The 25,544-nt window shown below is 50.2% G+C and carries 19 protein-coding genes; 14 read left to right on the top strand and 5 right to left on the bottom strand.

Annotated elements, in window-relative coordinates; genetic code table 11:
* Nucleotides 1-145 precede the first annotated feature (145 nt).
* The 5 genes from LHUE1_RS12770 to LHUE1_RS12750 all read left to right on the top strand — a co-directional run bounded on the left by LHUE1_RS12770 (nt 146) and on the right by LHUE1_RS12750 (nt 4,054).
* Complete coding sequence (locus LHUE1_RS12770; RefSeq protein WP_025012407.1) at nt 146-334, top strand: 2-hydroxymuconate tautomerase; 189 nt, start codon at nt 146-148, stop codon at nt 332-334.
* Between the two features lie 34 nt (nt 335-368).
* Nucleotides 369-716 (top strand): metal-sulfur cluster assembly factor, encoded by a 348-nt coding sequence (locus LHUE1_RS12765; RefSeq protein ID WP_025012406.1) that lies wholly within the window; start codon nt 369-371, stop codon nt 714-716.
* Nucleotides 717-823: 107 nt separating this feature from the next.
* Nucleotides 824-1,567, top strand: a complete 744-nt coding sequence (locus tag LHUE1_RS12760; RefSeq protein ID WP_049171431.1) for a hypothetical protein — start codon at nt 824-826, stop codon at nt 1,565-1,567.
* Between the two features lie 212 nt (nt 1,568-1,779).
* On the top strand, nt 1,780-2,736 hold the full coding sequence (locus LHUE1_RS12755) for an ABC transporter permease (RefSeq protein ID WP_277848135.1): 957 nt from the start codon (nt 1,780-1,782) through the stop codon (nt 2,734-2,736).
* Nucleotides 2,723-4,054 carry an RsmF rRNA methyltransferase first C-terminal domain-containing protein gene (locus LHUE1_RS12750; RefSeq protein ID WP_049171438.1) on the top strand — a complete coding sequence of 444 codons (1,332 nt, stop codon included), beginning with the start codon at nt 2,723-2,725 and terminating at the stop codon, nt 4,052-4,054. The genes LHUE1_RS12755 and LHUE1_RS12750 overlap by 14 nt, the downstream gene beginning before the upstream one ends.
* An 88-nt stretch (nt 4,055-4,142) precedes the next feature.
* Here LHUE1_RS12750 and fni read toward each other — a convergent pair whose 3' ends face one another.
* Genes fni through mvk form a run of 3 tightly spaced genes read right to left on the bottom strand, consistent with a single transcriptional unit; the run spans nt 4,143 to nt 7,090 of the window.
* The gene (gene fni / locus LHUE1_RS12745; RefSeq protein WP_049171443.1) at nt 4,143-5,177 is read right to left on the bottom strand and encodes a type 2 isopentenyl-diphosphate Delta-isomerase; all 1,035 of its coding nucleotides are present in this window, start codon (nt 5,175-5,177) and stop codon (nt 4,143-4,145) included.
* Nucleotides 5,143-6,147: a diphosphomevalonate decarboxylase gene (gene mvaD / locus LHUE1_RS12740; protein WP_049171446.1), complete on the bottom strand. Its 1,005-nt coding sequence runs from the start codon at nt 6,145-6,147 to the stop codon at nt 5,143-5,145. The genes fni and mvaD overlap by 35 nt, the downstream gene beginning before the upstream one ends.
* Nucleotides 6,148-6,154: 7 nt before the next feature.
* Complete coding sequence (gene mvk, locus LHUE1_RS12735; RefSeq protein ID WP_049171449.1) at nt 6,155-7,090, bottom strand: mevalonate kinase; 936 nt, start codon at nt 7,088-7,090, stop codon at nt 6,155-6,157.
* Between the two features lie 122 nt (nt 7,091-7,212).
* On the opposite strand from mvk, the gene LHUE1_RS12730 reads away from it, so the two are divergent.
* The 9 genes from LHUE1_RS12730 (at nt 7,213) to LHUE1_RS12690 (ending at nt 22,367) form a co-directional block, all read left to right on the top strand.
* On the top strand, nt 7,213-10,752 hold the full coding sequence (locus LHUE1_RS12730) for a PD-(D/E)XK nuclease family protein (RefSeq protein WP_049171452.1): 3,540 nt from the start codon (nt 7,213-7,215) through the stop codon (nt 10,750-10,752).
* A complete protein-coding gene (gene addA / locus LHUE1_RS12725) occupies nt 10,749-14,459 on the top strand; it encodes a helicase-exonuclease AddAB subunit AddA (protein WP_049171454.1) in 3,711 nt (1,236 codons plus the stop codon). Before LHUE1_RS12730 ends, addA begins: the two co-directional genes overlap by 4 nt.
* 43 nt (nt 14,460-14,502) lie before the next feature.
* A complete protein-coding gene (locus tag LHUE1_RS12720; RefSeq protein ID WP_277848136.1) occupies nt 14,503-17,283 on the top strand; it encodes a helicase C-terminal domain-containing protein in 2,781 nt (926 codons plus the stop codon).
* A gap of 172 nt (nt 17,284-17,455) precedes the next feature.
* Complete coding sequence (locus LHUE1_RS12715; RefSeq protein ID WP_025012400.1) at nt 17,456-17,947, top strand: cell wall elongation regulator TseB-like domain-containing protein; 492 nt, start codon at nt 17,456-17,458, stop codon at nt 17,945-17,947.
* Between the two features lie 52 nt (nt 17,948-17,999).
* On the top strand, nt 18,000-19,175 hold the full coding sequence (locus LHUE1_RS12710; protein WP_025012399.1) for a pyridoxal phosphate-dependent aminotransferase: 1,176 nt from the start codon (nt 18,000-18,002) through the stop codon (nt 19,173-19,175).
* 30 nt (nt 19,176-19,205) lie between these two features.
* Entirely contained in the window at nt 19,206-20,504 is a 1,299-nt protein-coding gene (gene asnS / locus LHUE1_RS12705; RefSeq protein WP_049170397.1) for an asparagine--tRNA ligase, read from the top strand.
* 54 nt (nt 20,505-20,558) lie between these two features.
* On the top strand, nt 20,559-21,179 hold the full coding sequence (locus LHUE1_RS12700) for a DnaD domain-containing protein (RefSeq protein ID WP_049170398.1): 621 nt from the start codon (nt 20,559-20,561) through the stop codon (nt 21,177-21,179).
* A gap of 73 nt (nt 21,180-21,252) precedes the next feature.
* Nucleotides 21,253-21,906, top strand: a complete 654-nt coding sequence (gene nth / locus LHUE1_RS12695) for an endonuclease III (protein ID WP_049170399.1) — start codon at nt 21,253-21,255, stop codon at nt 21,904-21,906.
* The gene (locus LHUE1_RS12690; RefSeq protein ID WP_049170402.1) at nt 21,903-22,367 is read left to right on the top strand and encodes a deoxycytidylate deaminase; all 465 of its coding nucleotides are present in this window, start codon (nt 21,903-21,905) and stop codon (nt 22,365-22,367) included. Before nth ends, LHUE1_RS12690 begins: the two co-directional genes overlap by 4 nt.
* 187 nt (nt 22,368-22,554) lie before the next feature.
* On the opposite strand, the gene LHUE1_RS12685 is transcribed toward LHUE1_RS12690, so the two are convergent.
* Nucleotides 22,555-24,861, bottom strand: a complete 2,307-nt coding sequence (locus LHUE1_RS12685; protein ID WP_277848137.1) for a PBP1A family penicillin-binding protein — start codon at nt 24,859-24,861, stop codon at nt 22,555-22,557.
* On the bottom strand, nt 24,854-25,480 hold the full coding sequence (recU, locus tag LHUE1_RS12680) for a Holliday junction resolvase RecU (RefSeq protein WP_049170407.1): 627 nt from the start codon (nt 25,478-25,480) through the stop codon (nt 24,854-24,856). Before recU ends, LHUE1_RS12685 begins: the two co-directional genes overlap by 8 nt.
* Nucleotides 25,481-25,544: the final 64 nt, after the last annotated feature.

Here is a 25,544-nt window from a genome sequence, read left to right as displayed (position 1 = left end):
ATCACTAGGTTGGGCAAGACACTAAACTAACGCCTAGAGAATCTTGACCCATACTAGGCTTCGCGAAAACGTGCGCAAAACGGCTTTGCATGCTAAAATGAAACAAATTAACTTTCACCAATGATGATTGAAGGAGCGAAATGCTATGCCATTAGTCCATATTGATTTAATCGAAGGCCGCTCACCGGAGCAATTGAAGGCACTTGTCAAAGATGTCACTGCCGCAATTGTTAAAGATACCGGCGCCCCAGCTGAACATGTGCACATTGTGTTAAACGAAATGGCAAAAGAACATTACGCCGTTGCGGGTGTTTTAGCGGCCGATAAGGCGTAAGGTTCTGCAATTTTTTGGAAAGAAGGGACCGCTGATGGCAGATCATGACGAAGCCACCACCCAGGATCAGGCATATTTTGATAAAATGAAGCAACAGATTCTTGATGCGCTTGAGACAGTGATCGATCCTGAATTGGGAATCGATTTGATTAATCTTGGGCTCATTTACGGGGTTGATCTGGATGAAGATGGCAAGTGTACCGTTGAAATGACGCTGACCACGATGGGTTGCCCATTGACGGATATGCTGGATGCCGATATTAAGCGGGCCTTGACTGCGATTGATGGGATCGAGAGTGTCGAAATCCATCTGGTTTGGTACCCGGCATGGGGCCCGGAACGGCTCAGTCGCTATGCCAAAATGGCACTGGGTATCCATTAACAGGTTGGTTGTCAAAATTAACCGTAAAAGCCGCCGTTTATGGCGGCTTTTGAGTGTTTTGCTGCAAGTTTCTTTTTCACTAGCATTCGTTAAATATCGAGGTTGACATGACTTATTGGACCCGGTTAAATGAGTTAGCGCGCAAGTACACGCCCATTTTGCCACTTAAACAACAAATGACGGCAATGGATGCGTGGCAAACGGCAGTAGCGAATCATCGCTTGCCGCAACGTGCCTTGCCTTGGTTAGGATTGACGACGCCGCAAATCGAACATGCTTTAGCTTTGCCTGACGCTCGATTGGCAGAGTTGCAACAACTGGATCATTTGTTGCATAATTTTCGGCGTTACATTGCGTTTCATTATGGGATGTGGTCATTTGTCCACGCCGACTTCTTTAACGTCTGGCACCGTTTATATGGTTCCCAGCGGTATTTGGAAGTCGCAGCCGGTAACGGTTACGTTAGCGCCGGGTTGCGGGCGCAAGGGGATACCACGATTACAACGGACGCGCACACTTGGGTCAAAGAAAACGTGACCGGCCAGCAACCCTTAGTCCCAGTTAAAACCGCCACCGCTAATGCTTCCTTGTTCTTATATGCCGATCAGGTTGATGCGGTGGTCATGGCGTGGAGCCCGGATAAGGATCCGAACGATGTGCGCTTTTTACATATCATGGCGCGGTCGTTTCCCGATAAGCAATTGTTTGTGATCGGTGAGCGCCAAGGGGCCACCAACAGCCGGCTATTTTGGCAGGAAGCTCAGCAGGTGCCTGACCGCCGTTTGTTTGCGTTGAATCGGGCTTTGGGCCATTTCGATGCGATTCATGAGCGGGTGTATCGGTTGCAGTGATGCTGGATGGTGGATTAGGGACTGTTTCTGACAGTGCATTGTTAGTTGAAAAGAGGGTTTTCTGGCGCCATAACGCGTTCGCCGGCGCAGGGGTCTACGTGTAAGGACCTTGGTCGCAATGGCCTAAGCCCGGGCCATCGCGACCAAGGCCGCTTACACTCCGACCCCTAAGCGCGCCGGCTCACGCTCAGCTCACTTCACAGGAGGATCTCGTGAAAAAATTATTTTTGATTGATTTTCTATGGATCGGCTTGGCGATTTTGGCTGGGTTGATTTGGTCGCAGCATGATCAAAATGAATATGCCAGCCAGCTGGATCATCTTGGGATGTCTGAAATGGCGCAGGAATATGTCACGAGCAGTTCGCGAAGTGTGACGAAGGCGGTGGCTGAGCTTGAGAAAACCGATTTTTCCGGTTACCAGGTACAGTTTGTGACGAAACAGCTGGTTTACGTGTATCAGCGCGGGTCGGTCGCGAGTCTTCCGGTGGAAACCGGGCAATGGTTTTCAACGGGGGATTTTGCCTCAAGTCTGCCCGTGGCGGTGGTCGGCCATGATTTAGCAGATAAGCTTTATACCGGCAGTAATAATCAACGTTATCTGAGTGTTAACGGCCAGTACATTCCGGTCATGGGGACAGTTGGAACGCGCAAGGGTAGTCCCCTTAACAAGGCAGTTTTCCTGAATGCCTCGCCGAGTATGGCGAATGAAGGTCTGACCTTGAAGCACGTTAAAATTTATGTTGATGGCGCCAATCAGCATAGTAAGGCACTGAAGACAATTTTACGGGCAAGTCGTGTCCATCGCGTTCATTTTAGCGACAGCGATGCGGCTAGCTGGTGGCGCGCTTATGGGCAAACTGCTTTATTCTGTGTGTTACTGCTAATGGGAGCAGGAATCTTAAGTTTATTGATGGTCACATTGATCGGGCCGTTACAAACATCCGGTTTGGAGATCAACATGCGCGCCAGATACTTACGCGGTGTTTTGTCCAGTTGTGCCAGTCATGTGGGCATCAGTCTGTTTCTCGGCGGCTTGTTTGCCAATTGGTGGTTCTACTTCACCACCCGGACCAATATCTGGAGTTTTCTGGTTATTTTAACGATCGCCACTATTATTTTCCTGCGTTACTTAATTCGCAGAAAGGATCGAACAAGTGCAACTACCTGAAGCTTTTAAAGAAAAATATACTCGTTTATTAGGCGCAGATGCGGCGGCTTTTTTGGCCAGCTTTGATGCAGCACCGGTGAGTGGCTTCCGGCGCGATCCTGTTAAACCCTGGCCGCTGGATGAAGCAACGGATGATCCTGTTCCTTGGAGTCCTTGGGGATATTATGGCAAAATTGCCGGCAATGACATTGATCACGTTGCCGGTCTGGTTTACAGCCAGGAACCCAGCGCTCAGTTTGTGGGCACGGTCGCTGCGCCACAAGCAGGTGAACGGGTTCTTGATCTTTGCGCTGCTCCCGGCGGTAAGTCGACGCAACTGGCCAGTTATCTGGGCGATACCGGCCTGCTTGTCAGCAATGAGATCAACCCGGCCCGCTCCAAGGTGCTATCAGGCAATCTCGAGCGCTGGGGCAGCCAAAACATTCTGGTGACCAATAATGATCCTGATACGCTGGCGAAGGCCTGGCCGCAAACGTTTGACCGGATTTTGGTTGATGCACCATGTTCGGGTGAAGGGATGTTTCGCAAAGATCCGGACGCGGTTCAATATTGGCATCGCGATTATCCGGCCGAATGCGCTGCCAGACAGAAGCAGATTCTGCAAGCGGCCGTTAAAATGCTGCAACCCAGCGGCGAGTTGATTTATTCGACATGTACCTTCAGCCCGGAAGAAGATGAGCAAATCATCGCATGGTTATTGACAAACTATGACATGACGCTTGAGCCCATCAAAACCTATCCAGGAATGGAAGCCGGGCGACCGGAATGGGCCGATGGCAACCAAGAGTTAGCCAAAGCGGTACGCTTGTTCCCGCATCGGCTGCGCGGTGAAGGTCATTTTGTGGCTAAATTACGCCTAGCTGGCGAAAAAACGGTGCACACTCCTGCAGCGGCTTCGGTCAAACCTTTGGCTAAGCCGGCAATGGATGAGGTCCGCGACTTTTTTGCGACCAGTTTAAATCAGCCGTTAACCGGGCAATTCTATCGTCACGGTGATTTCTTGTCATTGCTGCCAGCAACCATGCTGCCGTTTGACCGGGTGAAAGTGGTGCGGGCAGGTTTGGAACTTGGCAGTTTTCGCAAAAAACGTTTCGAACCCAGCCATAGTTTGGCGACCGCGTTATCGCCAAATACGTTTCAGACCGTCATCGAGGTCGATCAGGATGGTTATGCCCGCTATCGCCATGGTGAAACCTTACCGACAATCGCCACTGGTAAGCGATTTGTGTTACTCACGTTTGAACACAAACCGTTTGCGATCGGCAAATTGGTCAATGGCACCATCAAAAACTTTTATCCAAAAGGGCTGCGCGTTTAGCCATTAAAGGGTATTAAAAAAGATGATCCAAGAGTGCGACTTTTGACTCTTAGATCATCTTTTTTGTCGGTCCTACTGCTGTTAACGGTCAAATCGCCGGCAAATTGCGAGCACGGCGATAATGCTCCAGCTCGGTGCCGAGAAGGGCGGGAGCAATTTGCAAAGCTTGCCAGTTTGTGACGCCAAGCAATGCATAGAGTTGCCGGATCTGGTGTAGGAACTCCTGAAAATAAGCGAGCGTTGCGGTATAGCCGGTTTGGATCAAATGATGAAGCACAAGTCCGCTAATCCCGACCGCGTGGGCACCTAACCGCTGCGCTTTGACCACGTCTAGCGGCGAACGAACACCACCGGTCGCCAGAATCGTCAGCGGCAAGCCACGGGCCTCAAGTAGCGATTCAGCTGTCGTCTGACCCCAGTCCCGCATATACGCAAAGTCCTGCTGCGGCCGGCGCGCATTTTCAATAACGGCGAAATTGGTGCCGCCGCGACCGCCTAAGTCGACATAGCGGATACCCAACTGTTGCAAAGTCTGCAAGTCTTCACGAATGAACCCGTTACCGACTTCTTTTGCCACCACCGGAACGGAGACTCCCGCTGCAATCGCTTGAATGTTGTCCTGCCATAAAAAGTCGCGATCACCTTCAGGCATAACAACTTCCTGCGCCGCATTCAAATGCACCTCCAGCGCATTCGCGTGCAACATGGCCACTGCCTTCTTGGCTTCGTGTACATCATGACCGGCACCGATGTTAGCGAAAATAAAGCCATCAGGATTGTGCTGCCGTAAGGTCGTGAACGTTGAACTCAACTCGGGATCATGCAAGGCGACGGACTGCGATCCACTGGCAATCGCAACATCCAGCGCATTGGCTAATTGACCGAGTTGGGCATTCAATTTACCGGTTTGTGGCGAACCGCCAGTCATCGCGTTAATATAAATCGGCCAGCGCCAACCAAAAGGTAACGGGGGCGTCAGATCAACATCAGCTAAGGCCGTTTCCGGAAGCGCACGATGAAGCAGCCGGATTTGATCAAACCCGGCATTAGCATCGGCCTTGAAATATTTTTCCGCCAAGAAGACGTGCTCATCCTTGCGATGTGATTGCTGACTCTGTGTCATCAAACTGCTCCTTTGTAATCACTTGAGCGTCTGGGCCAATTTTAGTGCTGAGGATGCGATCACCGAAAGCCAGACGCAATGCGGTCATGAGCACATCCACATAGGGTGCCGTTGTGAGAATTTTGACATTAGGTCCCGCATCCATGGTGACAAAGGCCGGAATACCGAGTCGGCGCTGTTCCTGCACCAATTGCCAGGCGCGTAAGGTTTCTGGCAGAAAATAGGTAAATGGCGGCTCTTCAGCCATGATCGCAGCGTGCATACGCATACTGGACAATTCGGTGAGCGCGCCGATCGTGGCAAAATCGTCTTCAGCCAACGCCGTGATCATGGGACTTATCAAAGTTTCGTTAGCCTCCACCCAGGCCTGGTAATAAGGGCTGGTTGCAGCGGTATTAGCCATGCCGGTGCGGGAACTGACCGCTTTTTTCTGATCCGAAACAGTGACAACCAACATGCGTAACGGCAAGGTCGGCTGAATCGCCAAGGGTTCGGCAAATGAAGAGGCATCGTCAAAACCGCGATGCCAGATGACGGCGCCGCCAAAAATCGATCGGGTTGCCGAGCCGGATCCACGCCGGGCCAAGCGCGATAAGTCGATCGGGGATAAATTTAACCCAGCGGCACGACTGGCGGCCAGTGCCAGTGCCGCAAATGCCGAGGCAGAACTGGCCAAACCGGCAGCAGTCGGTACGTGGTTCAACGAGCTCACCCGGGCGCGGGTTTTAATATTGGCTAACTTCCGGACGTGATCCAAAAACCGGCTGACAGCGACTGGCGATTGTGGTTGATCATTGAGGACAAACTGATCTTCTGAAAGTGTTGAATCAAACGTCACCGCTGTATCTGTATAAAAATCGTTCAGCGTCAGGGAAATGCTGCTCGTTGCCGGCAACATAAGCTTCTTGTCAGCTTTACCCCAGTATTTAATGAGCGCAATATTCGTATGCGCACGTGCGTAAGTTGTCATAGGTGCCTCATTTCGTTTCAAAGTGATATTCCCAGACTTTGACCGCATTAGCTGCTTTAAGCGCCTGAATAATCGTCGGCGCCTGGTCTTCAGCAGCAAGGGCAATCATACAGCCGCCCATGCCGGAGCCGGTTAATTTAGCCCCATATGCGCCATGATCGATGGCGACATTAATCAATCGATCCAGCTCCGGACTGCTGACACCAAGTGCCGCCAGATCTGACTGATCGCGATTCAATAGTTGCCCTAACGTGATGATATCATCCTGCGCCAAAGCTAATGCTGCCTGGCGAACCGCGGTGCCGATGTCCGTAATAAGCGGTCGATAAACTTTAGGCGCCTGTTTAAGCTTTTGCGCGACAAGATCAACCGCGACTTTGGTTTGACCCGCAATGCCGGTATCAGCAATGAGCAAAACACCATTCCGCGGCATCATGATTGACCGCAATGATTTGCCCCGAACAAACCACTGCGGCTTTTCGGCACTAGCCGTTGCTGCATCTAAGCCGCTGGGATTGCCATGTAGCGCTTTTTCGGAAATATCGGCCCAGTTCAACAACGCCGTGCGCGTTAACGGCGTCTGAAACGCATCGTAAAAGGCCCGCACGACCGCCACCGCAGTTGCAGCTGATGATCCCATTCCTCGCTCAGATGGCAAGGCACTAGTAATGGTGAGGTGAAAACCTTGCTTACTGGCATCGAAGAACACAAGCAACCGGCGAATCAGCATGGCAATGCCGGCAAAGTTGGTCAGCTGACCAGCATTCAAATCACCGGTAAAAAAAGCCGACGTCACCTCTTGCCGACCATCAGGCAACGGTGCCACCCGCGCTGACAAGCCGATGCTTTTGACCGGAAGCGCAATAGCGGGTTCCCCATAAACGACCGCGTGCTCCCCAATAAGAATAATTTTTGCGTAACTTTTACCCGTCCCGATTTCCATATAAACACCTCGTTAATATTCTTTACTTATGATAGCGCAAACGCCGATCGGACACTACTTAGTTATGCTAGACTAAAGCATAAGTCATCATCACCATTGATTGAAACTTGAGGAGGCACAGCATGGGGCTGCAGTTTATTTTAGGTGACGCAACAAGGGATCATGCTCAAACCATGGCAGCCATGATCCAGGAACAACTCGCTGCTGATCCGCAAAATCAGATTTTCTTTTTAGTGCCGAACCATATTAAATTCGAAGCAGAAATCGATCTTCTCAAACGCTTGCGCCAATTGCAACAGGGTGAGGCGGATGCGTACGCTCAGAGTCGGGTGCAGGTACTGTCATTTTCGCGTCTGGCCTGGTTTTATTTGAAAAACACGCCACTTTATCAACAACCACGGCTTGATCAGGCAAGCAATACCATGTTGGTGGCCAAAATTCTGGCTGATCGGCAAGACGACTTGACCATTTATGCCGGTGAAGCGCAACATACCGGTTTCGTGACGCAACTTGCCGATCAATTAAGCGAATTGATGATCGGCCGTATCACTGCCGAAGATCTGATGCATACGGTATCGGCTTTAGCTCCCGGTGATCGGCATCGCGCGAAGTTGCGCGATCTGGGGATCATTCTTGACCAATATGAAGCAGAAATTGGCCCTTATGCCACGACCGCAAGTTTACTGAGTGGCTTGCAGCAAGCCATGCGCACGCAGGACCTAAGCCATACGTTTATCTATCTCAATGATTTTAACGTATTTTCTGCTTCTGAGTCTGCGTTAGTCGAAACCATGCTCGAAACGGCCGCCGAGGTAACGCTCGGGTTAGTGCTGAATAAGCCATATCCGCTTAATCCGCCAGTTGCTCCGAACTTATTTTTGCCCGCCGGTCGACTTTACCAACGGCTTTATCAAAAAGCGAAAACGCTGCATGTTCCGATTCGCCCGGATCAATTTGCGGCACCGCGTCAAATCAGTCGCGGCATGCAACAAGTTGCAAATTGGTGGGAGGCCAATACTGACTTGCAACCATCAACAGCTCCGACTTCTGAAACCGCTGAGCAAATTCATCTGGCCATCGCGACCGATCCGTATCAGGAACTGCGCCATGTGGCTCAGCACATTTATCGCGCAGTTCGGCATGGTGCGCGCTATCGTGATTTCCTGATTTTAGCACGACGATTGGAGCCTTATGCAACCGTGATTCCGGCGATTTTTGCCGAATTTTCGATCCCGCAGTTTACCGATTTGCAACGGCCGATGAAGGACCATCCGCTAGTTGTCTTGATGGAAAGTCTGTTTGCGATTCAAAAACACGATTATCAGTATCAAGATGTCATGCGTCTGCTGCACACGGAGCTATTGTTGCCGGAAGGGATGTCACTGGCCGAATTTCGGGATGCAGTGGACACAACGGATAACCACCTAGTGCGGACGGGCATTGCCGGGAAGCAGCGCTGGACGCAACCAGCTGCATGGCGCTATTTTCAGCGTAATCCTGACGCCGATGACCCGCAGATGGATCCGGAAGCTGCTAAAACCGCGCAGATCAATGCGATTAAAACGTTGATCGCCCAAACCGTCCCAACGTTGCTAAAACAGTGGCAGACCGCAAAAACAGGGGCGGAGGCTGCAGGTGACCTGTATCGTTGGTTGGACGCAAATGGCGTTGTTGATCAACTGCGCGCTTGGCGACAAACTGCCAGTGACGCCGGTGATCTGACTCGCAGCCGCGCCCATGAACAGGCGTGGACCACTTTTACCGCGTTATTGGACAACTATGTCACGATCTTGGGCAGTGCCAAATTTGACCGGGAGCAGTTTCACGAATTGCTGGCCGCGGGATTTGCCAGTGCCACGTACACCCAGATCCCGGCGACCCTTGACGCGGTTGTTATTTCTGAAACCGGATTGGTGCGGCTAGCGAAGGCAAAACATGTATTCGTCATTGGTGCAACCAATACGGCCATGCCGGATGTTCCCACTGATGATGGCGTGTTGAACAGTGAGGAGCGCCAATTGTTGGCTGCTCAATTGCCGGATGATCGCTTCTTGCCTGAACAGGGACCGGCAACGACTTTAGGCGATCCATTTATCAACTACCTGGGCTTCATGGCAGCGTCAGACGAATTGACGTTAAGCTATCCGGTTCAAAACGCCCAGGAAAACAGCGAAAATCAGGCCTCACCTTATTTTCAGCAAATGGGAAATGCACTGCACCTAACGCCAACCGCCTGGGCGCCGGTTTCGCTGACAACGCCAGTCGAAACCGTTTTAGGCAGTCCGCGGGCAATGTTGAGTGACTTTGTGCGCGCTGCTGGTGATGCCCAACAACAAAAGCTGCCATTGGGTCAAGCGTGGCAAAGCGTTTTGGCGGCGTTGAAACAAACCGATTTAGCAACGTTATCCCGACGCCTCGCTGGGAGTCTCACTTATCAGAATGACCCGGGGCAACTTGATCCGGATTTAGCTATCCAACTTTACGGGCGGGACATGAATGTGTCGGTTTCCCGGCTTGAAACTTACTATCTGAACCACTTTGAATATTTTCTCAAGTACGGCTTGCTCCTGCAACCGCGCCCGGAATTCGAACTTTCACCAGCCGACACCGGCAGTCTGTTTCATGCGGTGCTGGATCGCTATTTGACCCAACTACGCGAAGAACATGTGGCACTGGCAGACGTTGACCCAGCCGTCATCGCTGCCGCCATTCCGCCACTTGTCGAAGACATTGCCAGCCAGCCGGGCTACGAAATTCTCGGCAGCACGCATCGCATGCTCTATCTGACCAGACGTTTAAGCCGGCTACTGATCCAAGTACTGGTCAACATGCGCCAGCAACAACAACGCAGTGGGTTTCGTCCGATACGCACCGAATTGCAATTTGGACGAATCGGGGACACCAAAGGCTTGCCGGGGTTATCCTGGCCGTTGCCGCATGGTGGCCGCGTTAACGTTCGCGGCAAAATCGATCGCTTAGATGTTTATCGTGAACCGAATGCGCGCCGCTTTATCATTGTTGACTATAAGAGTACCCAGCATCGGTTTAATGACAGTGATGCCTATTACGGGATTGCCTTGCAAATGCTGACGTACATTGAAGCCATGACAAACGTTCCTATCGACCCGCCGTTTGTACCGGCCGGCGCACTGTATTTCCATCTTCAGGATCCAACGCTTCCATACACGCCAACATTGGAACCGGTGATTGAGCGGCTCAAGAAATTCAAATATCTGGGTTTTCTGGTTGCCAATCATGGTGACGAACTCTCCGCGGTCGATCGCACGATTTCACCCGAAAGTGGCGGCGCCAGCGAAGTTGCTCCGTTAGGGTTTAAAAAGGATGGCAGCTTCAACCGTAGCCAGTCGAATATTTTAACGCCCGATGATTTACGCGCTTACTTGGCACACAATCAAGCACTGATCATCGACGCTGCCACTCAAATTCTCTCCGGCAATATTGACCTGGCACCTTTCCAATACGGTCAATCCTCAGAAGTCGTCAGCCGCAGTGATTACCAAAGCATCATGCTTTTTGATCCGGCAACCGGCTTTGATCATTATCATCATGTTCCTAAATTAAAACGGAAAGATGTCGTCAATCGCCTCACAACGGACCCTAAGCAGACACCAGATTCTCAAAAGGAGACACCGCAATCATGACAAAATTTACTTCGTCTCAACAGGCAGCGATCGATCATCATGGCCATGATGTGCTGGTTTCTGCTTCTGCCGGTAGCGGCAAAACGACGGTGTTAGTTGAACGGATTATTCAGAAGATCCTCAAACAGCATGCCGATATCACCAGAATGTTGATCGTCACTTTTACCCGCGCAGCAACCGCCGAAATGCGAACCAAAATTCAATCAGCTTTAAAACAGACACTGACGCAAAAACGGCACGAACTCAATGCCGAAGATCGCCGCCATTTAGCCAATCAGATTGCGATGGTGAATGCGGCCAAAATCAGTACTTTGGATGCTTTTAGCCTGCAAATTGTCCAAACCTACTATTACGTCATCGATCTTGATCCCGGTTTTCGGTTACTCACGGATGAAACGGAACGTTACATGTTGCAGGAACGCGTCTGGAATGACTTACGCGAGCAATTCTATGCTGGTGACGATGCCACCGCTTTTGAACAGTTAACGGCTAATTTTAGCGGTGATCGTGATGACAGCGGCCTTCAGGACTTGATGTTTGAATTGATGCGTCAAGCAGCGGCGACGACCGATCCTGAAGCCTATTTGCGTCAATTAGCCGAACCGTATGCACCCGAGGCATGGGAGCAAACCTTCAACACCCAGATCTGGCCGCGGATGAAACAAAAATTACTGCAAATCACCACAGATCTCACCCAAGCAGCAGCACTGGCCGATCAATTACCCAACCCGATCTGGCAGCGCCAAATCGAAGCTGATCTGGCGCCACTGCAACATTTATTGGAAAATGCCGCCCCGACTTATGACACGGTCCGCGCCGTTTTGGCTGATCATCAATTTGAAACATGGTCGAGCGCCAGGAAAGGGCTTGATGATAATGATAAAGCAACCAAAAAAGCGGCTAAACAATTACGTGACGCGGCCAAAACCACGTGGCAAAAACAAGTCGCGCCGGAATTTGCGCTGACAGGTGAACAAATCAAGGATCTGCTGCAGACGGTTCAGCCAATGATGCAAATGCTGACAAAAGTAGCGCTACAGTTTTTGGCGGCCTTAACTGCTGAAAAAGCAGATCGTCATGTCCAGAATTATAGCGACATCGCCCACAACGCGTTGCGGATTCTGCAGCAACAAGATCCCCAAACCGGTGCACCGATTGCCGAGAATTATCGTGCTAGCTTCGATGAAGTGATGGTCGATGAATATCAGGATATCAGTCCACTGCAGGAAGCATTACTAGCAGCTGTCAGCACAACTGACCCCGGTGACCGCTTCATGGTAGGGGATGTTAAGCAAAGCATCTATGGCTTTCGGTTAGCCGATCCGCAACTCTTCATTCATAAATACCAATCTTTTGCCGATCAGCCCAGTGATCCTGCCGCTCCCGAACGGATTATTTTGGCAGAGAACTTCCGCTCAACCAAGAACGTATTGGCATTCACCAATCTCATTTTCAGCCAGATCATGGATCCCGAGGTAGGGGACTTAAGCTACGATGATCGCGCCGCTTTGAAGTATGGGGCCGTGGATTACGGCGACTGCCATCCGGCGGTCAAAATGCTGTTATACAGCAAGGCCACCTCAGATGAGGATGACGAGAGTACTGATGCACCTGATTTGCCTGAAAGTGTAGACGATGATGAGCCTTTAGATGTCGCGACCGGTCAAACCCAAATGGTCATCGCCGAAATTCAACGGTTGGTTGAGGATCCGGAGGCGAAGTTATGGGACCGGGCGAATCAAACTTACCGTCGGATCCATTATCGTGACATCACCTTGTTAACCCGCCAAACCACGCAAAACAGTCTGATCCAGACACAGTTTGCTGCAGCCGGCGTGCCGCTGTTCGTGGCAGATACGAAGAACTTCTTTAAAACCACTGAATTGATGGTCATGCTTGCGTTGCTTAAGATTATTGACAACCCCAAGCAGGATATTCCATTAGTTGCGGTTTTGCGTTCGCCAATTGTCGGACTGTCAGCGGATCAACTAGCGCTCATTCGCCTAGCAGCCAAACAGGTTCCTTACTATGATGCGGTCACTGCCTTTTTGGCTGCGACACCATCCACGCCGCTAGCCAAGCAAACGCACGCAACACTCATACAATTTTTCCAGCAATTAAAGCATTTTCGCGACCTTGCGCGGGAAAATGATCTTGTGACCTTGCTATGGGCGATTTATCAAGAAACCGGTTTTCTCGATTATGTCGGTGGAACCCCCGGTGGCAGTCAACGTCAGGCCAATTTGCAAGCCTTGATTGACCGGGCCCAAACGTATGAATCAGGCGGATTTAAGGGCCTGTTTGCCTTTATTCATTTCATCACCCTCATGCAGAAACAGGATCAGGATCTCGCCACACCTGCCCAAGTCGATCCGGATCAAGACGCGGTTAGGTTAATGACGATTCATAAAAGTAAGGGCCTCGAATTCCCGGTCGTTTTTGTCATGCAAACCAATAAACATTTTAATCGACGTGATCAACGCGGCGCGGCCATTTTGACCAAAAATGGCATCGGCGTTAAATGGGTGGATCCGGAAACCCGGGTTGAATACGAATTACCGCAGTATCAGGCCGCAAAAGCCGCCCGCCAAAATCAGACGCTTGCTGAAGAAATGCGGCTGCTGTATGTCGCCTTAACCCGAGCACAGCAACGGCTATATGTTGTTGGGGCAACGATGAGCGGACAACAACTCACATCTGCCGACAAAACGGTGGCAAGATGGGCTAAAGAAGCAGAAAGCGAAGAACTGGTACTGGCTCCCCAAGTTCGCAGCGCGGCGACGAATTACCTGGATTGGATCGGTCCGGCACTGATTCGTCATCCCCAAGTCAAAGGTTTAGCCGAAACTACCGTAAAGCCTGCTCTCATCGGTGATTCAACCGAATTTGCCATTGAAATCGAGGTTAATCCGCAAGTCAAACCGGCGGCCACCGCTACAAAATCAGCTCCGGCTGAAGCGCCGTCACTCGACTTAAACAGCTGGTTCAAGCAGCAGTATCCATTTCAGGCCGCTACCACCACTGCAGGCTTCCAAAGTGTCTCGGAAATTAAACGCGCCTTTGATGACCCAGATACGATGGAACTGGTGAGTGCCGATCGGTTTTTGGGACCCCAACCGCCGCTGGGAGATTTAGCCGCACCGGTATTTCTAACCCAATCATCAGGTGGCGTCAGTGCAACTGCTGTCGGCACGGCTACCCATTTGTTGTTGCAACTGGTAGACCTGACCCAACCGGTGACGCATACAAGTCTTGATGAACTACGGCGCCATCTGATAACCACGGGCGCTATCCCTAAGGAAGTAGCCGCCCGCATTGATTTATCCGCACTAGTGCGCTTTTTTGCGACTGACTTGGGTCGCCTGTTGCAAGCCAAACCGCAGCAAGTTCATCGGGAAGTGCCATTTTCCATGTTGTTGCCAGCGGATCGTTTATTCGAAGGTTTGAAAGATGATCCCGGCGAAGACGTCTTGATTCACGGGATTATTGACGGTTTCGTCAGTGATGCTGAAGGGGTGACGCTTTTTGATTATAAAACGGATCACGAACCTAATCCTGAAGTATTAGTTGCGCGTTATCGCGGTCAGCTGAACCTTTATGCACAGGCATTGACCCGGCTGCAACCCAAACCGGTTAATCATCGTTATCTGGTTTTGTTGCGAACCGGTACGATTGTTGATTTGGTGGCGAACCCCATCGGGAAATAGTATGATAGACGCAGTATGTTTAGACGGGAATGGATAAGAATTTATGAATGCTGACACCACGTTTGCTGTGGTCGATCTGGAAACAACCGGCACCAGCGTCAAAGATGGCGACCGGATGATTCAGTTCGGATGCGCCTTGTTGCGCCATGGCAAAATCATTCAAACAATTTCACAAATGGTTAATCCTGATCGCTCGGTGCCGCAGACCATTCAACGGTTGACAGGGATTAATCCCGATCGGTTAGTCGCAGCACCGTATTTTGACGAAGTGGCACCGGTTTTACACGACTTGCTGACAAACACGGTTTTTGTTGCGCACAACGTGAATTTCGATTATCCATTTTTGAATGCGGAATTTGAACGGGTCGGCTTGCCAAAATTGCAGTTGGAGGCTATTGATACCGTTGAACTGGCGCAGGTTCTACTGCCGGAAATCAGCAGTTTTCGCCTGAGTGATTTAACCGCGTATCTGGCCATTCAACACGATAATCCACATCAAGCCGACAGTGACGCGATCAGCACCGGCAAATTGCTATTACAATTAACCAAACGATTTCAGGAACTGCCAACTCCGACCCAGCAGGCACTCATTCAGCATCGCGGCGGATTTATTCGCGAAACCGGCGATTACCTCAACCTGATTGCGACACCGCCGAATCCGCTTAAAAAAGCCTACGTTCAAGTCGGCTCGTTGGTGCTGCGGCGGCCCGTGACACCGACGACCGATTTTGCACTATCAGGCGCTTATCCGGCAACCGACTTAGCCAAAAAGCATCTGTTGCAACCGCGTTATCGGTTTCGCAAGGCACAAGCCAAAATGATGGATGCCATCTTTGCCCATACACATCAACCTGAGCAACCGTTATTTGTAGAAGCCGGGACAGGGTTAGGGAAGACATTAGGCTATCTCTTACCTTATGCTTACGCTGCAACCCCCGAGCACAAACTGGTTATTGCAACGCCAACTTTAGTTTTGCAAACCCAGCTCATGCAGAAAGCCATTCCGGCCCTCAACGACTTGCTAGGGCGCACGGTGCCAAGTGTGGAAGTTAAAAGCCCGCAGCATTATCTGGATCTAAATAAATTTGCTGCCAGCCTGCATCAGGAAGCACCGACACGGCAAACCCAGTTACTGCAAATGAAATTGTTGGTTTGGCTGACTCAGACAACGACAGGTGATTTGGACGAATTGCATCTGACGACATATCGTGCGCCGTTGTTTTTGCAGATTCGGCACACCGGCGATGTCGGTACGCCGTTTACCAATCCGTTTTACACGTTGGATTTTTATCGACGTCTGCAAACGGCCACGGACGCAGCGGTAATTGTGGTCACGAATCATGCCTTTCTTGCGCGCCATGTCGAGCAACTTGCAGGTGGACAGCCATTTTTGGTGGTGGATGAAGCACAGCATTTCGCGGATAACACCGCAGCAGCGTTCGCCCAACATATGGCGTTAGGCCATTTGCGTCGTCAGTTGCGCCATCTATGGCAGTTAAGCGATCCGGATGAATCTCACTCCTTAGTTGCGGTCTATCAAAGCGAGCCGGCGATGCAAATGGTTCTGCGACAACTACATCAGTTAACGGAAACGGCGCAAACAACCGTCACCACTTTGCAGCAAGACATCTACCGGCACTTTTTCCACGGTAAAACGACGGCGATGTCTGGTTTTGTCAATTTAAGTTTGGATCCGGCCGCCGTCGACTGGCTGCGTGAAACTCAGTCGGATAAGGTTAAACTATTAATCAAAGTCATTGGTCGGCTGACAGTGACGGCAGGTAAACTGACGGCTGATTTTAATCAACGGCCACGGTTCTTTTTAAAAAGTGACGGTCAACGTTTTCAGGCACTAGCAGCATTGCGCATGAGTTTGGCTGATCAACGCAATCGGCTGCAGGAAATGCTTCGACGATTGCCGGAGCTAATCAACGGCCGGGCTGCCGTTGCGTCAATTACCTTGAGCCAGGTGAAGGATGTGGCAAGCTTAGGCTTAAGTTGGGATGTTTTTCAGGTTGGGGCAGCGGTGCAACAGTTACTTCGTCAATTTACGGCACCGGTTTTCGTCGGCGCAACGTTGACGGCTGCCCGCTCCTTTGATTTTTTGACCCGGCAACTAGGCTACGGCGAGCTCCCCGAAACGAGTTTTCTGAAACTCCGCAGTCCGTTTCATTATCGTGACCAAGCCAAGGTGTTGGTTGCGACAGATGCGCCAAACGCCAGTGAGGTGTCAGCATCAGCCTATGCGGACTACCTTGCTCAGGCAATTGAGCTACTTGCTGATAATCGCCATCAAACCATTGTGTTATTCAACTCTTTGGCGGTGATCGAGGACGTTTATCAACGACTGATCCATCGCCCCATTGCCGACCACAAAGAACTGTTGGCACAAGGCGTGACCGGCTCGGCGGAAAAGATTGCCAAGCGCTTTGCAGTCGGCGAGCAGAGTCTATTATTAGGCGCAGCCAGCTTTTTTGAAGGCATCGACTATCCGGATCGACTACTCGAAATGGTCATCTTGACTCGGTTACCGTTTGACGCACCGGAAGCACCCATCACCAAAGCCCGTTATGCCCAAATTAAAGCCAGTGGCGGCGATCCATTCACCGACGATGCACTGCCACGAGCAACGCTTCGCTTACGTCAAAGCTTCGGCCGCCTCATCCGTACCGAAACCGACCGCGGTGCTTTCGTCATCTTGGATCCGCGCTTCATCACTACGCAATACGGTAAAAAGATGCAAAAATCCTTACCGAATATTAAACCCATGACCATGCCTCTAAACGATATGCCAGAGTATGTCAAAATGTGGCTAAGAGCGTGAACCGGCGCGCTTAGGAGTCGGAGTGTAAGTGGCCTTGGGCGTGATGGCCCGGGCTTAGGCCATTGCGACCAAGGTCCTTACACTCCGACTCCTGCGCCGGTGATCGCGTTTCAGCAGCATCGGCCAACCTTATACTTACAACTCACTCACCCAACAAAGGAGGGAACAATCCATGCGGCGTCACCGACGTTTTGATTGGCTTAAATTTTCCTTGATCAGCGGCCTCATCATTCTCATCATCGCGGTTATCGGTATTTATGCCAAAAGTATCTCGCCTTATCAGCAATTACGCAGCCAAGCTGAACGAATTGCCACCAATCGGGCCGACCTGAAAACGATTAACGGCTTTTGGTGGTATAACCGCGATAAAAGCTACCTAAGCGTTGCCGGACGAACGCAAAAAAATAAGTCCGTCTACGTCGTTATTCAGAAAAAAACCGGCAAAGTCGACATTTTAAACCAAAAATCCGGTATCACCCGGCAACAGGCGATCCAACAAGCGACAAGTGATAACAACCCGAAGAAGATTTTAAACGCTTCCTTAGGTAAACGTGGCTCGGAATTCGTTTGGGATATTGGCTATCTGTCAAAGTCTGGTAAACTGAATTACGTGACGTACAGTTTTCGCAGCGGCGAACAGCTGAACGCGATCAAAAATCTATAAATTAGCATGATTCGACATCCTGAGTGGTGTCGACACTGTAGGAGGCGCCCTCGTGCATTTAGCAAAAAGAATCCTCAACGTTGCACCGTCCGCGACATTAGCATTAAGTAATCAGACTAAGGAACTGAAGGCGAAAGGCGCCGATGTGATTGACTTATCGATCGGTCAGCCGGATTTTCCGACCCCTAAAGCCATCGATGACGCGGCAGTTGCTGCCATTCAAGCCGGCAATGCTAGCTTCTATACAGCAGCAACCGGTATTCCGGAATTAAAACAAGCCATCAGCGATCGGATTTTTGCCCAGGATGGGGTCCGCTATCCGGCGCGCCAGATTGTTGCGACTACTGGAGCAAAGTTTGCTTTATACGCCTTATTCCAGATTTATTTAAACCCAGGCGATGAGGTGTTGATTCCGGTTCCGTATTGGGTTTCCTATGAGGAACAGATTAAATTAGCCAGCGGCATCCCACACTTGGTCATGCCAGCAGTTGGCCATAAAGTCAGCGTTGATGATCTTGAAGCTGCGCGAACGGACAAAACGCGCGCGTTGATCATCAATTCGCCGCAAAACCCAAGCGGTGTCGTCTATAATCGCACCGAATTGACTTTAATCGGCAACTGGGCCTTAAAACATCACATTCTGGTAGTCACTGATGATATTTATCGGGATCTGATTTACAATGGCACATCCTATACATCCATGATCAGTATTGATCCTGACATTGCAGATAATACGGTTTTAATTTCAGGCGTTTCCAAATCTTATGCCATGACCGGGTGGCGAATCGGCTATGCGGCCGGTCCGGAAAAGCTCATGCAAGCCATGGCAACCTTCATCAGCCATACCACCTCTAATCCTGCAGCCGTCTCCGAATACGCTGCTGTAGCGGCGCTTACCGGTGATCAGAGCGTTGTCGAAAAGATGCGTCAAGCGTTTGAAGAGCGCCTCAATCTGTTCTATGATCTGTTGGCCGAAATTCCGGGATTTGATATGGGCGAGAAGCCACAAGGGGCCTTTTACCTTTTCCCGAATATTAAGCGGGCAGCGCAATTAAGCCATTATGGCACCGTTGATGATTTTATCAGCGCTCTGTTGAATGAAACCGGGGTTGCGATTGTTCCGGGGCGCGCCTTTGGGATGCCGGATCATGCGCGCATCAGTTATTGTAAAGATCTTAACAGTCTGCGCGAAGCAGCGCGGCGCATTCAGGAATTTGTCCGGAAATAATTTTATATTTTTAAAGTGGGGAGTTAAGGCATGACCGAAAAGATTCGCATCATTGATGCAAAGGAACATGTAAACGAAGAAGTAAAAATTGGCGCGTGGTTGACTGACAAACGAAGCTCTGGCAAGATTGCTTTTCTTCAGTTACGCGATGGCTCGGCGTATTTTCAAGGCGTTGTTTCTAAAGCTGACGTCTCAGATGAAGTGTTTAAACTCGCCAAAGAGCTGCGCCAAGAGTCCAGCATGTGGATCACCGGCGTCATTCATCAAGACAGCCGCAGTCATTTTGGCTACGAAATTGAAGTGCGCGATATCGAACTTGTCGGCGACTCTGCAGATTATCCGATTACCCCTAAGGAACACGGGATTGAGTTTTTACTGGATCACCGGCATCTTTGGTTACGGTCCAAACGCCAATTTGCCATTCAACAAATTCGTAACGAAATGATCCGTGCGACCTTTGAATTCTTCAACAACGAAGGCTTTATCAAAATGGATCCGCCAATTCTGACTGATTCAGCACCTGAAGGAACGACGGAATTGTTCGAGACCGATTACTTTGATAAGAAAGCTTATCTCAGTCAGTCCGGCCAGCTGTATGCCGAAGCAGGTGCTATGGCTTATGGTAAAGTCTTCACTTGCGGTCCTGTGTTCCGGGCGGAAAAGAGCAAGACCCGCCGTCATTTGACCGAATTTTGGATGATCGAACCGGAAATGGCCTTTTGTCATCAGGAAGAAAGCCTCAAGGTTCAGGAACGTTACGTTGCTTACTTAGTTCAGGCGGTGTTGGACAACTGCAGTTATCCGCTGCATTTGCTCGGTCGCGATCCTGAAGTCCTCAAACAATACACCAAGCTCCCATACCCACGCATCAGCTATAAAAAAGCGATCGAAATGCTGCAGGATGCCGGAATGAATGTGAAGTATGGTGATGATTTTGGTTCGCCTGAAGAAACCTACCTGTCTGACCAATTCGATCAGCCGGTGTTTGTTTTGAATTATCCGAAAAACATCAAGCCGTTTTATATGTTGACGGATCCGGATGACCCGCAGCAATATGTCTGTGCCGATATGCTGGCACCTGAAGGTTATGGTGAAATCATTGGCGGTTCCGAACGTGAAACCGATTATGACACATTAAAGGCTGCCATCGAAAAAGCCGGGCTTGATTTGGATGAATACGAATGGTACCTAGACTTGCGCAAGTATGGATCCGTGCCGCATTCCGGTTTTGGTTTGGGTCTGGAGCGGGCAATTACCTGGATCTGCAAGCTGGATCACTTACGCGAAGCCATTCCATTCCCACGCATGATCAATCGTTTGAAGCCGTAATGGCACGCAAAAGTCGGACGCCAACGCGCCGGCTTTTTTTGGAGGGTCACAAGAATGACTGATTTAAGGACTTATACTGAAGCAGGACAGTTCAGTGTCTCGAACCTGCTGTTTGACCATTATCCAGCATTGGGGCTGACACAGACCGAATTTCTGACGTATCTTTTTTTGGACCAATGGCAATCCGAGCATCATCAGGCACCGGATCTCAAAGCATTAGCCAACCAGATGAATGTCGCACCTAACGCGATTTACACAGCCATTGAAACCTTGATTCAAAAAAAAGCGATCGTGCTGGAAAGCGTTCCTGACAATCAAGGGCGGATGCGTGATTACTATGATCTCAGTCCGCTACTTGCAAAAATTCCGAATAGCGGCCAAACCGCCAGCACGGCGATGACGCAACCAAATGCCGATGCCCAGACAAACGTTTTCAACCAAATCGAAATTGAATTTGGCCGGCCGCTTTCCCCGATTGAGCAGGAAACCATTCGGGATTGGTTGACCACTGATCATTATCTGCCGGAGGTCATTTTGTTGGCATTACGCGAGGCGGTTTTGAATTCGGCGTACTCATTAAAATATATGGATCGCATTTTGCTAAACTGGGAACGCCGCCATCTCAAAACCGCGCAACAAGTCCAAGCTGACATTAAGCGGCATCAGGAGCTTTAGATTCACCATCAAATCAGATCAGATCATACTTTCATCGGGTAAAAGCGGTGAAAGCCAACTAGGAGGCGCATTCATGACTGACGTAGAGGCTAGGCAATTGTTTAACCAAATCATGGCACTATATCCTGATCCCGAACCGACATTGCACGCAGCGAACCCTTTTGAAATTCTGGTTGCGGTGATGCTGTCGGCGCAAACGACAGATATTGCCGTCAATGCTGTCACCCCGGCATTGTTTGCGGCTTATCCAACTCCGGAAGCAATGGCCGCTGCGCCGGTGACGGATATTGCCGAAAAAATCAGCCGACTCGGGTTGTACCGGACGAAAGCAGCCCATTTAAAGGCATTAAGTGCCATTTTGGTTCAGTCATATGGCGGCAAGGTTCCAGCTGACGCAGCTGATTTGGTTAAGCTGCCAGGGGTCGGCAAGAAAACGGCGACAGTCGTACTTAGCGATGCGTTCGGCATTCCTGGCGTGGCCGTCGATACACATGTCAGTCGGATTGTGAAGGGGTTGGGATTAGTTTCGCCTAAGGCCACACCAGTTCAGATTCAGAAGCGACTGGAAGCATTAATGCCGAAGTCTACCTGGATCAAGTTGCACCGCAGCCTGATTCGTTTTGGTCGCGAGCATTTACGCGCCCGCGACCCAAAAATACCGGCCGGTTCCGAATGGTCATTTTTAGCACAGCATTACGCGCCGCTTAAGGAGGCAGCTAAGCATTGACAGATAAAATTGTGCCATCTAAACGAAGGGTTCACCGTGAAAGTTGGGATCATTATTTTCTCGAACTCGCGCAACAAGTTTCGGAACGGTCAACTTGTGAGCGGGCCACGGTTGGCGCTGTTTTAGTGCAGGAGCACCGCATCATTGCCACGGGCTATAATGGCGCCATCAGTGGCGATCCGCATTGTGATGAGGCAGGGCACTTAATGCGTGACGGCCACTGCATTCGCACGATTCACGCAGAGATGAACGCGATTATCCAATGCGCAGCCAACGGTGTCAGTACTCACGGCGCAACCGTTTACGTGAACTTTTTCCCGTGTCTGAATTGCACCAAGGCTTTGATTCAAGCCGGGATTAAGCGCATTGTTTATGCGCATGACTACCGCAATGACCCATATGGTGAAGCGTTGTTAAAACAACATCATTTGGATGTCTTACACTTAGCACCGCAAGATTAACGTTATAGAAAAGGTCCCACTGTTTGATGTGCCTGCATCAAAGTAGTGGGACCTTTTGACATGAAGTGTGAACTCGAAAGAGCCCAAAATCCAATCAAGTTTCCACGTCAAAAAAACTCGACGCCACCGCCAAAACATTTGGCAGTAACGTCGAGCTTTTTAGTATTCAGTCGGCAGTTTAAATGCCTTACTGATTGCCGCTAGAGGAGCCACCACCGCTTGCCGATGAAGGCGTACTATTTGAAGATGATTCTTCTTGTGAAGCCTGCGAGGCACTTGGCGTTGTGACACTCGGTGTGGAAACACTTGATTCAACGCTTTCGGAAACTTCACTGCTTGAGCTTTCATCACTAGCCCGTGACGAAGATGATTCGGAAGTGGCACTTGAGGATGAAGACTCGGCGACCGCTTTGCGACTGCTTGGCCCATGACCGCGGACGTACAGTTCTTTCGTGGTATTACCTGAGCCGCCAGTAATTGCTGTTCCCGGATTGCTGCCTTTTAGAATGTTGTAGGATTCAACCGTATCTGGTTTGGTCCAGTCGCGATTATCCAGATTCTGTGAGGTATAACTCATCAGCGCTTTGTATATTTTCTGCGAGATCTCCTGCTCAGCATAACTAATGCCATGCGACGTCGGTTTATCGTAGCCTGTCCAAACCGAAATGACCCGATTGCGCGTATATCCGGTGAACCAAGCGTCCTTAGCAATTCCCGTTGCGTTTAACGCCGGATTTTGTTTAAGTTCGGCATCGCTGTAATCGGTGGTCCCGGTTTTGCCGGCCTGGTGAAGTCCGGAAATAGCTGCCGCTGTCCCGGTACCCTTAGTCAAGACACCTTTCAGCATATCCGTAATCATATACGCCGTGCTGGACTTCATCGCACGCGTTCCTTGACTATTAAAGGTCTGCGTGTTGCCGTCAGCACTCACAACCTTGTTGACGTAATACGGTTTGTAATACGTGCCGCCGTTCGCAAAAGCGCCATAAGCACCAGCTTCTTGGACGGTGTTAACTGAAGCGCCAATCGCACTTGAGAGGTATTGTTCCGAACTTGGCAAATCAATGCCCAAGCCTTTCAGGAATTTCACGGCGTTGGTCATACCGACAGCGCTCAAAGTTTTGACTGCCGGAATATTCCGTGATTGTTCGAGGGCGGTCCGCATGGAAATCCGGCCTTGATATTTTTTATCCCAGTCATATAAGGAAATACTGGTTCCCGGATACTGGTAAGGTTCATCCAGCATTTGCTCATACGTGGAATAGTTCAGATATTCAATTGCCGGGCCATAATCCATGAGCGGTTTCATGGTTGACCCATTACTGCGGGTGTTTTGCGCCGCGCGGTTATAGGCAAGGCGAACATCGCCGGTTTTACGGCCACCAATCTGTGCCAGCACTTCACCATTATCCGGATCGGTCATGGTAACCCCGGTTTGGAAAGAATCATCAGGGAAGTTCACATAGTCATCGGTATTAACAATGTCATACAACCGGCGCTGAGCACTCATGTCAATATTGGTATAGATATCCAGATTATCAGTATACGGATTTAACCCGGTTTTCTTCTTCACCTCGGCTATCACCTGGGTGAGGTAAGAATCGACAATCTTGTCATTGGTCGTGGTATTAGTTTGCTGCTGTTTCGGCTGCAAGCCATCCGTAATCGGCGTAGCCTTGGCCTTTTTAGCGTCTGCTGCTGTGATCTTCTTGTCCCGCAGCATGGCATCAATAACCGCATTGCGGCGCTGGGTTGCCTTTTGCGGATATTTGTAAGGGTCATAGCCTGCAGGGCTTTGCGGAAGGCCGGCAATAAACGCCGTCTGCGCTAACGTCAGATCTTTGAGCGATTTATTAAAATAAAACTTGGCGCCGGTGCTCATCCCGTACTGACCATAATTCATGAAGACTTTGTTGATGTAGTACTCCAGAATCTGATCCTTACTGTATTTTTGCTGAACCTGCATCGCTAGCCAAGCTTCCTGAGCTTTACGACGTAGGGTTTGGTCAGAAGACTTGGTACTAAAAACAGACAGCTTAATGAGCTGCTGCGTCAAAGTCGAACCACCTTGAAGGCCATCGCTGGTTCCAGTCAGGTTGTTGAAGGCGGCGCCGATGATTCGAACCGGATCAATGCCTAACTTTTCATCGTAAAACCGGCGATCTTCAATCGAAACAACGGCATCTTTCAACCGCTGCGGAATTTCGGAAGCTTTCACGTAATCACGGTTTTCGAGTCCAAGCGTCGTGATCTCATTTCCGCTGCGATCATAAATGGTGCTGGAACCGCCTGATTCCAACTTCGCCTGGGTGACTTCAGGGGCATCTTTGGCATACCAAGAGAACAGGCCCACGCCTGCAATGAACAGGACAAGCAATCCAAGCAATGTCCACTTGAGAATACGCCGCCACAATTTCTTGGGCGGCTTGGGTCCATTAGTGAGTTTATCTTCGCGGCGTCGCGCCATTCGCGACATGTTTTGATTATCAGCCACGCAAATTACCTACTTTCGTTTCGATCAACCAGTCAACGCCGTCAAGAAACGGCACGACCGGTTGCAACTGCGGATGGAGTTCAAATCCGTGTTGAATGATTTTTGTTAAAGGAATCGACTTACGGCCACCGGTGCTCTGGTGATCCCAGCATGCGATTAATCGGCTTGCCGGAAAAACAAAAAGCCGCTTAATTGTCGCAAATCGAATCACAACAAAACAGATCCCGTTTTGCTTCAAGCAACGCCGAAAATGATCAATCTGGTGCTGATGGAAGTTTTTTAGCGGGAAGCTTGTCTTATTCTTGGTTTCCTTGGCCTCAAAGTCAAGGTAATAACCACGATAAACCCCATTATAATCTGTGGTGGAAGGGGTCTTAAAGTAGGCTTCACGAATCACCGCCTGGCTACGTTTGGGGTAGTCGACTTTTACAATTTGCACAGGCGTCGGCTTTTTATACACGACCGCCTTGTCAACACTGCGATAATACTGATTACTGAGATTAAGTTCTTCTTCTAATGTCATCCCACGCCCGCCATAAATCGTTGGGCGCGAAACGGGATCCGGTGATAATTGCGTCCCGTCTTTGTATGGATTACCATTGGGATAACGAATGGTCATGCGATCACACTCCTGGCGCTATTATACCAATATCAACCGCGTTGGCCTAATATTTGGAGGAAAA

The organism is Lacticaseibacillus huelsenbergensis (assembly GCF_029726355.1).
Classification (GTDB): Bacteria; Bacillota; Bacilli; order Lactobacillales; family Lactobacillaceae; genus Lacticaseibacillus; species Lacticaseibacillus casei.
This window is presented reverse-complemented; position numbering and strand designations above follow the sequence as displayed.

What these genes read in the sequence shown, in the direction of transcription:
- LHUE1_RS12770 (WP_025012407.1), top strand. Translation starts at nt 146, where the DNA reads ATGCCATTAGTCCATATTGATTTAATCGAAGGCCGCTCACCGGAGCAA.
- LHUE1_RS12765 (WP_025012406.1), top strand. Translation starts at nt 369, where the DNA reads ATGGCAGATCATGACGAAGCCACCACCCAGGATCAGGCATATTTTGAT.
- LHUE1_RS12760 (WP_049171431.1), top strand. Translation starts at nt 824, where the DNA reads ATGACTTATTGGACCCGGTTAAATGAGTTAGCGCGCAAGTACACGCCC.
- fni (WP_049171443.1), bottom strand. Translation starts at nt 5,177, where the DNA reads ATGACACAGAGTCAGCAATCACATCGCAAGGATGAGCACGTCTTCTTG.
- mvaD (WP_049171446.1), bottom strand. Translation starts at nt 6,147, where the DNA reads ATGACAACTTACGCACGTGCGCATACGAATATTGCGCTCATTAAATAC.
- mvk (WP_049171449.1), bottom strand. Translation starts at nt 7,090, where the DNA reads ATGGAAATCGGGACGGGTAAAAGTTACGCAAAAATTATTCTTATTGGG.
- LHUE1_RS12730 (WP_049171452.1), top strand. Translation starts at nt 7,213, where the DNA reads ATGGGGCTGCAGTTTATTTTAGGTGACGCAACAAGGGATCATGCTCAA.
- addA (WP_049171454.1), top strand. Translation starts at nt 10,749, where the DNA reads ATGACAAAATTTACTTCGTCTCAACAGGCAGCGATCGATCATCATGGC.
- LHUE1_RS12720 (WP_277848136.1), top strand. Translation starts at nt 14,503, where the DNA reads ATGAATGCTGACACCACGTTTGCTGTGGTCGATCTGGAAACAACCGGC.
- LHUE1_RS12715 (WP_025012400.1), top strand. Translation starts at nt 17,456, where the DNA reads ATGCGGCGTCACCGACGTTTTGATTGGCTTAAATTTTCCTTGATCAGC.
- asnS (WP_049170397.1), top strand. Translation starts at nt 19,206, where the DNA reads ATGACCGAAAAGATTCGCATCATTGATGCAAAGGAACATGTAAACGAA.
- LHUE1_RS12700 (WP_049170398.1), top strand. Translation starts at nt 20,559, where the DNA reads ATGACTGATTTAAGGACTTATACTGAAGCAGGACAGTTCAGTGTCTCG.
- nth (WP_049170399.1), top strand. Translation starts at nt 21,253, where the DNA reads ATGACTGACGTAGAGGCTAGGCAATTGTTTAACCAAATCATGGCACTA.
- recU (WP_049170407.1), bottom strand. Translation starts at nt 25,480, where the DNA reads ATGACCATTCGTTATCCCAATGGTAATCCATACAAAGACGGGACGCAA.